7 protein-coding genes are annotated in these 6,556 nt (G+C 53.4%); 2 read left to right on the top strand and 5 right to left on the bottom strand.

The window, feature by feature from the left end:
* Both VE954_RS16305 and VE954_RS16300 read right to left on the bottom strand, forming a co-directional pair.
* Positions 1–1,869: hypothetical protein (locus VE954_RS16305; protein WP_324954610.1), on the bottom strand; the 1,869-nt coding region annotated here is incomplete at its 3' end.
* Between the two features lie 14 nt (positions 1,870–1,883).
* Complete coding sequence (locus VE954_RS16300) at positions 1,884–2,147, bottom strand: hypothetical protein (RefSeq protein WP_324954608.1); 264 nt, start codon at positions 2,145–2,147, stop codon at positions 1,884–1,886.
* 214 nt (positions 2,148–2,361) lie between these two features.
* Between VE954_RS16300 and VE954_RS16295 the strand changes: the two genes are divergently transcribed.
* The gene (locus VE954_RS16295) at positions 2,362–3,093 is read left to right on the top strand and encodes a hypothetical protein (RefSeq protein WP_324954606.1); all 732 of its coding nucleotides are present in this window, start codon (positions 2,362–2,364) and stop codon (positions 3,091–3,093) included.
* Here the strand turns inward: VE954_RS16295 and pepQ are convergent, their stop codons facing one another.
* Entirely contained in the window at positions 3,094–4,404 is a 1,311-nt protein-coding gene (gene pepQ / locus VE954_RS16290) for a Xaa-Pro dipeptidase (protein WP_324954604.1), read from the bottom strand.
* Positions 4,405–4,421: 17 nt separating this feature from the next.
* A complete protein-coding gene (locus tag VE954_RS16285; protein ID WP_324954612.1) occupies positions 4,422–4,991 on the bottom strand; it encodes a tRNA-(ms[2]io[6]A)-hydroxylase in 570 nt (189 codons plus the stop codon).
* 195 nt (positions 4,992–5,186) lie between these two features.
* On the opposite strand from VE954_RS16285, the gene VE954_RS16280 reads away from it, so the two are divergent.
* Entirely contained in the window at positions 5,187–6,212 is a 1,026-nt protein-coding gene (locus tag VE954_RS16280; RefSeq protein ID WP_324954602.1) for an HDOD domain-containing protein, read from the top strand.
* 1 nt (position 6,213) lies between these two features.
* On the opposite strand, the gene VE954_RS16275 is transcribed toward VE954_RS16280, so the two are convergent.
* On the bottom strand, positions 6,214–6,456 hold the full coding sequence (locus tag VE954_RS16275; RefSeq protein WP_324954600.1) for a hypothetical protein: 243 nt from the start codon (positions 6,454–6,456) through the stop codon (positions 6,214–6,216).
* Positions 6,457–6,556: the final 100 nt, after the last annotated feature.

The following is a 6,556-nucleotide window of genomic DNA, read 5'->3' as shown; positions in this document are numbered from 1 at the left end:
CTCGCACGTAGCCCGAGCACCCAGGCAAAGGGCCATGGCATCAGCAGCCGGTGCCGACGCCAGGACATGCACCGCATTATCCTCGGGTCCAGCATCCAGCAGTGCCAGGTGAAGATCAGGGGCAGCCGGTTCGAGGGCAAGGGGTTGATCCTCGCAGGGCTCCGCTGCCGTCAGGCCATGCCGCGCAAACACCGCATTGATCAGGCAGTGATTAGGGCCGGGTGTGGCTGGGTTACTGTCATTATCATCCACCCGCAGGACGGCGGCATAGCTCTCCAGATAGGAGTCGACAGCCAGCAGATGCCGAAAGAAGAGCCGGCCCGCGACGTGCGCTCCACGATGCGGTCCATAACGTTCGATCAAAAGCTGCCGAAGTTCCCAAAACGTACTGGAAATGATGCCGCCCTCATAATGCATGGGGCCGATATCATCCGGATAGACCCGCGCCTCGGTAAGGGTGCGAATGGGCCTCGGATCATCAAAGACAAAATAAGGCGCTATCGCCGGATCATCGTTGTAAAACGCGGCCACGACATCCGCCATGCCTTCTGAAAACGCAGGATCGCGTATTCCAGGATTGCGACCCACATGATCATCGAGGGCGTGACCCCATTCGTGGTAAATCACATCATTGAGGAGGGCCATATTCGCACAACCCTTGCCTTCCTTGTAAAGCAGCAGTTTCTGCTGTTTTGGGGAATAGAAGGCGTTGCACGATTGTTCCGCGAGATTCACATTCACAACCAGGGAGTGATTCAAAAAGGCCGCATCATCACCATTCAAGAATTGACGCGCGAAGCGATTGATTCTTTGCACGGCAACGAAGGCATTGACGGCCGCCAGTCGGGAATCGTTATCAGGTAAAAAATAACTGGCTTCCTGCTCCTGAAGACCGGCGAGCGTGAGGGAATCAGGAGATAAGTTATCAAAAATCATGGCCCTGGGTCCTGTCAAACCAATGGTCGACGGCGCTAGATTCTGCGGCAGCCAAGCTTCCGCTCCCAAAGCGAAATTCCCTGCAGGGCCGTTCACAGCACTAAATGACAAGGGATATTCTCGGGGACCATCTTCGGCATAGGATCGTTTCAAGGCGCGCGTCAGCACAGGCTTGGCATGAACCGCCAGCGGCCACGCATCCAGCCACACACCGGCTTCGGGCAGAAGGGTCGCTTGATAGTGCTCTCCGTCCATGCTCCACTCAAAAACGATCGCCTTCTGCCAATGGAAGTGACCTTCTTCAAGAAAGGGAATCCATTCCGCGCCACGGCGTTCCACCACCAGATCCGTGCGACCTGTAAGGTCTTCCAACCAACCCAGGGCATCGTCCTGGGTTATGCCTTCACGCGGCGTGTCAGCACTTGGAGCAGGACCCGTAATATTACTTTGAATCTCACTCAACCGATAAACACCGGCCACTCTCTCCACAAACACCAGCTGCAAAACATTATCACGCACCGGCAGACCCTGAACCTTCCGCCAGTAATTCAAAAACACCCGGCCTTCATCCCGTCTCATAAAACGCTCAGCTGGCAACCATTCCTCGACGCGCAGACTGCTGAGCATCGCGCCGTACTGCTCCGCCACCACTTTCAGTTCCAGCTCCAACTCAAACGCGGCCACATCCGGCATCAATCGCACATCAAACTGCATCCACGAGGCATAAGGGCTATCACCAAGCTGCTGGATGCTATGGATTTCAGGAGCATGACCTGTCAAAGCCAAAGACTCCGAAGCCTGCCTCGGCATAAAACGATGCAGACGCCCACGCTCCATAAGCTCGTCAAGCGCCGATTCAGGTGCTCCCGGGTGGGTATCAACCCGGCCGCAGGCACCCAACATCGCGAGGAGAATGATCCATGCAATCTTCAAGGCAAGCATCCTTATCAATCCACGGGCACAACATCGAACCCACTGCTCCCGACAAACGTCCGGCCGGACCAACGATCCAGTCTTTGCCCCGGAATCATCAGCACACCGCTGGGATCCACGGACGGCTCCAACGAGGCCGCATACTCCAGTCGTACCGCGCGTCGCGGGGTTTCGGTGTTCTTACGTTTTTCATTGGTTTGGGAAGGCCGCAATGAGGAACCACAGGCGCTGGAAATTATTACAATCAGGAAATAAGTTAAGCAGTGATGTGATTTCATTTCCTTTACCCTCTCCACGTGTCTTCCAAGGGAGTTGTCGGAGGGCTGGGGAAAACCTTTAAAATTTCATTACGAACTGTACGATTTCCCTAACTTATTCGGCTTGGAACATTCCAAAATTCTGACCTGCCAACTCTTTCATCACATCTGCCGCTTAAGTCAGCATCCTAGGGCCCGATGGATGGCTATTCGGAACAGTTGAGGAGGAACATACATGATGTTTCAAGCTTTGCAGCGGATGGTTGGTCTCTTCGTGGTGGCTTGGGTCGGGATCGCAAATTCAGCCGCGGCGCAAACTCAGATAGCCACGCCTTTGCCGGTCATCAAGCAGACCGACATCGCACGCGCCGATCGGCGTCCCGCGAAAAGCAGTGGCAAAGCGGAAAGTTTCACCAGCGAAAAGAAGAAGTCGAAAAACTTCTCCTATAGCTACCTTCTGCCGTTCGGCGTAGGCCAGTTCGAACGGGGTAAAACCATCCTGGGCACGACTCTGGCGACCACGCAGGCCGGCTTTCTTCTCATGTTCTTTGAACGCTCCAATGCAGTACGTTCATCCAATGCCGACGCTGCCGATGTGATGCGCGGCGTGGACCTCAGCACGGTCGGCAATGATCCCGCAATGGTGGCCTTTCTCGATCAGAACGAGCAATTCACGCTGAAGGCTCAGCAGCAGCAGAACCTCGCGATCGCGGGTTTCTTTGCTCTCTATACCTTGGGTGTGGTGGAAGCGGTCTTCGATCCCTTTGCCAAATTCGGCTTGACGGGCAATAGCGGCAGCAGTAGCAAAAAGAAAAGAAAAACAGCCGGAGATGCCCCAACCAGTGAAGGCACCTCACGCCTGGTGCAGGATTTAAAGGAAGAGCAGCAGGAAACCAAAGTCGGCCTGTTCTATCAGCCCGACGGATCCGGCGGAGCTGTGGGTCTTTCCTTGCACAAGCCGCTCTGATTAAGGCAGATGTTCCCGAGTCAGATTGCGAACACCCTGCTCATGCACATGAATGTTATCCTCAATCCTGATGCCGCCACAGGGCATGAGGCGATCGATCAGGGCCCAGTTGAGATTCCGGCAGTTCGGTCCCTGACGAATGGGCTCGAGCAGCATTTTGATAAAATAAACCCCAGGCTCAACCGTTACGACCGTTCCCGGCTGCAGAGGACGCGTGGTCCGCAGCTTGGGGAAGCGTGGATCCGGAGCCGAAGCGGCACCGGCACGATCCAGCTGTTTACCCGCCACATCATGCACCAAAAGCCCCAGCATATGCCCCAGACCGTGTGGGAAAAAGGCCATGGTAAAACCAAGGTCGATGGCTTTCGCCACGTCGCAATCCAAAATAATCTTATGCCGTATCAGAAGTTCGGCAATACGCTGATGCGCGAACACATGCAAATCACCCATCATCATGTTGGGTGTGATCGCATTCACCAGCCCCGCTTGGAGCGTGCCCATATCCGTCAGCAGAGCCTGAAATTCTTCAGGGGCATCTTCGGTTGCATAGGTGCGGGTGATATCGGAGCCGTAACCACGCGTGCTGGCACCGGCATCGATCAAAAGCACCTTGCCGTTGTGCACTTCATCACGTTTGGCCCCATAATGGAGATAGGCCGCCTTTTCATTCAGAGCGATGATATTTTCATAGGGCAGATCCTGCTCCTGACTCCGGGCCGCCTGCATAAAGGCAAAGTGAATATCGAGTTCACTCCCGCCTTGACGGAAACTGCGTTCCGCTGCCTTGTGTCCCGCTGCAGCTTTGCGTGTGGCATCCACCAGGCAATGAATTTCATAAGGTGACTTCACCAACCGTTGCCAGTTGAGACGGGACAATAAACCTTCCGCTTCGACTTCAAGTCCTGCCTTGCGAGCCTTTTCGGTTTCCGGCCCGTGATAGGCGACGCGCTTGCCATCGGCCAGGTTTGCCCAAAGTTTCTCTTCGTCGGTGACGATCTGCACCGAATAGGAATCACCCCAGAAGTCCGGCTCAAAAGGTTTTGACTCATGCCAGAAATCGGCCGGTTGATAGAGGCGCAACTGAAGTTTTTGGCCAGGAATGAACAGCAGGATATGCTGCGATCCCTCCATCGGACACCAGTGACGAAAGTGATGATTACTGCGAAAGGGTGGATTCTGATCATCTTCAAAATACCAGCCTGGAATCCCTGCGCTTAAAACGAGGCCATCCAGATTCAGTTCAGCCAGCGTCCTGGCTGTTTCTGACTGCAAAGTTTGCAGATGGTTTTGAAAGAGTTCTCGTAAACCCATGGCGCACATACTCCTGATTAATGAACAGCAGCTCGAACCGGCGCAGATAGCATCGCCGTGGTTTCTATATCAAGCAGATACTGTAAACGATCATATACTTTTTGCTCGGAAAAATAATGGCGAGCCAATCTAAGAAAGACTCGGAAATGACCAGCTTCTTCGCGTGCCAGCCGTTGATAGAAGGGAGCAAGCTCAGAGTCCTGCAGACCTTCCGCCACGATCGTAAAACGCTCGCAGCTCCGGGCTTCTATCAGACAGCCCACGAGCAGACGGTCCAGGAAATATTCCTCCCTGCTATGTCTCACTGGCTTAAGCAGGGCCGTGACATAAGGATCTTTTACATCCACACCGAGCGGAATGCCGCGTTTATGCAGGATGCGATAGACCTCATGAAAGTGAGCCAATTCCTCCTTGGCGAGGCAGATCATGGGCTCAATCAGAGCTTCAAACTCCGGAAACTTATTGACGAGCGACAGCGCATTGGCTGACGCCTTGCGTTCGCAGGAGGCATGGTCCTGCATAAAACTTGGAAAATCATTCATAACCACCTCCAGCCAGCCGGTCGGAGTTGGCTCGCGAAGAGGCATTTTGTCCAGAACAAGGCTCATCGAAATCCCTTGGTTACGCTCCGTTTCTAGCTATACATCGAGCTTCGTCGAAGATCCATTTTTAAAAATATTCCAACATTTCAATACGTTATGGCGGATACCTGCAGCGGAACTCAATGAATATTGCGAATTACCGAAAAACGTGAAGAGCCAAGCCGTCAACCCGAGGCCACGATGAACGCGAATCCATTGAAAACGTGCAATACCTGTGGTCGCAAATATATGTCGCCCGAAGACTTTCTGAATAACACCACACGCTGGCGGGTGTGTGAATCGGGACATCTTTGGTTCAATTGCGCGTGCAATTCGACCAACATGATCATCAAAGGCAAATACGATTGGTATAATCCGAACAAACAATTAAGCGGGACCGCGCAGTCGGTCTTCAATCAGATTCCCAACATGAAGGATCTGCCGCGCATTCCCAGTTACGTCATGGAAATACAAACGCTCATTCAGGATGAAAATACCTCGGCCACCAAGCTTGCGGCCGTCGCCAAACGCGATCCACTCCTGGCCACTCAGGTGCTGAAAATCGCCAATAACCTCGTGAGCGCGCGCGGCACTAAAATCGAGTCCCTGGCCCACGCCATCACCTTTATTGGCATCAATGCTTTGAAAGATATCGTGCTGGTCGCCGCCCTGAAAACCTTCAAACTCAACAGCAAGGTTTTTGATGCGGATCACTTTTGGGAACATAGTTTTCTGGTGGGACGGGCCGCGGAATTTTTGGGCAAGCGCTTTAAATTGGATCTTCTTCCTGACGAGATTTATATCGCGGGCAGCGTCTGTAATATTGGCAAGATCGTGCTCGCCATGTGTCTGCCGGATGTCGCCGATCGTTACGCGACTGAGCTGAATGATTTGGCGAAGCTGGGCACCTGGATGGACGCGGAAACACGCAATGGCGGCTTTCAGCACACGGTGCTGGGTGAAATCGGAGCCATGTTTTGGGGTTTACCGGAGCACGTGACCGAAGCGATTGCCTACCATCACAAGATCCCTGTGATGAATGATGCGATGCCGATTACGCTGGCTGAGGTGGTGGGTCTGGCCAATCAGATTGGCCATTGGATCCAGTTGGAGCCCAATAAAATGGATGAAAAACTTTACAAAGCTTTCTGCGCCCGCTTCCGACTCAGTCAGCAGGCAGCGGAAAAGCTGGTCGATGAAATGATGGTCCTGAGGTCCGCCGCCTGACTCAAAAGCGAGGTTTGGGCTTCTTCGCTGCCGCCGGATTCATACCCGGCACCAATCCCTGGGCAATCATCCGATCGCCCGCTGCCTTCAAATTTCGACTCGTGATAAAGAGGTCGAACAGCTGATCGGTGATCTGCTGCAGGGCCTCATGCGACATCACATACCCAAACTTCGACTCCTGCACAGCATCCACAATGATCTCGTTGATTGCCGAACGGGTCGCAACTTCAAAGGCTCCGGCCATGGACCTGCCCCTCCACACTGGTTTCCACTCATTATCTCATGAATATTACGGCAAAAATTTCCTCACGAAAAAGTCATAAATCGTTTGGCTCGAATTTAAA

Origin of the sequence: Oligoflexus sp. (assembly GCF_035638955.1) — a bacterium.
Lineage (GTDB): Bacteria > Bdellovibrionota_B > Oligoflexia > Oligoflexales > Oligoflexaceae > Oligoflexus.
The sequence above is the reverse complement of the archived record's forward strand: the minus strand, read 5'-3'. Positions and strand labels throughout refer to the sequence as shown.